This is a genomic window from Citrobacter sp. VF227 (assembly GCF_052950715.1).
On the sequence record NZ_JBRFVF010000642.1, the window covers coordinates 1 to 432 of the forward strand.

At 56.0% G+C, this 432-nt stretch carries 1 pseudogene; it reads right to left on the reverse strand.

The features are described from left to right. Positions 1-432: pseudogene (locus tag ACU8YC_RS28330) on the reverse strand (5-methyltetrahydropteroyltriglutamate--homocysteine S-methyltransferase); the annotation flags it as partial.

Here is a 432-nt window from a genome sequence, read left to right on the forward strand (position 1 = left end):
CCGTAAGTTACCGGCCCCAGCAGCACAGGTTTCACCTTATGGCCAAGCGCCAGCGCTTCGTCTACTTCATCCAGCAGTTGCGTCCAGGTCAGTTTGAACTGCGGACCTTGGGTGAACTCCGGTACCATGTAGTGATAGTTGGTGTTAAACCATTTAGTCATTTCTGCCGCCGCCGCTGGCTCACCGGTCGGTGCGCGGCCACGAACAATGCGGAATAAGGTATCAATATCAACCGAACCGTCTTTGTTCTGATGACGAGCCGGAACGTTGCCGAGCAGCAGGCTGGTAGTCAGAACATGGTCATACCAGGCAAAATCACCTACCGGCAGCAGGTCAACACCCGCCAGCTTCTGCTGATCCCAATGGCGGGCACGCAGCTCGCGGCCAACGGCCAGCAATTCTTCACGGGAGGAATTTCCCGCCCAGTAATTT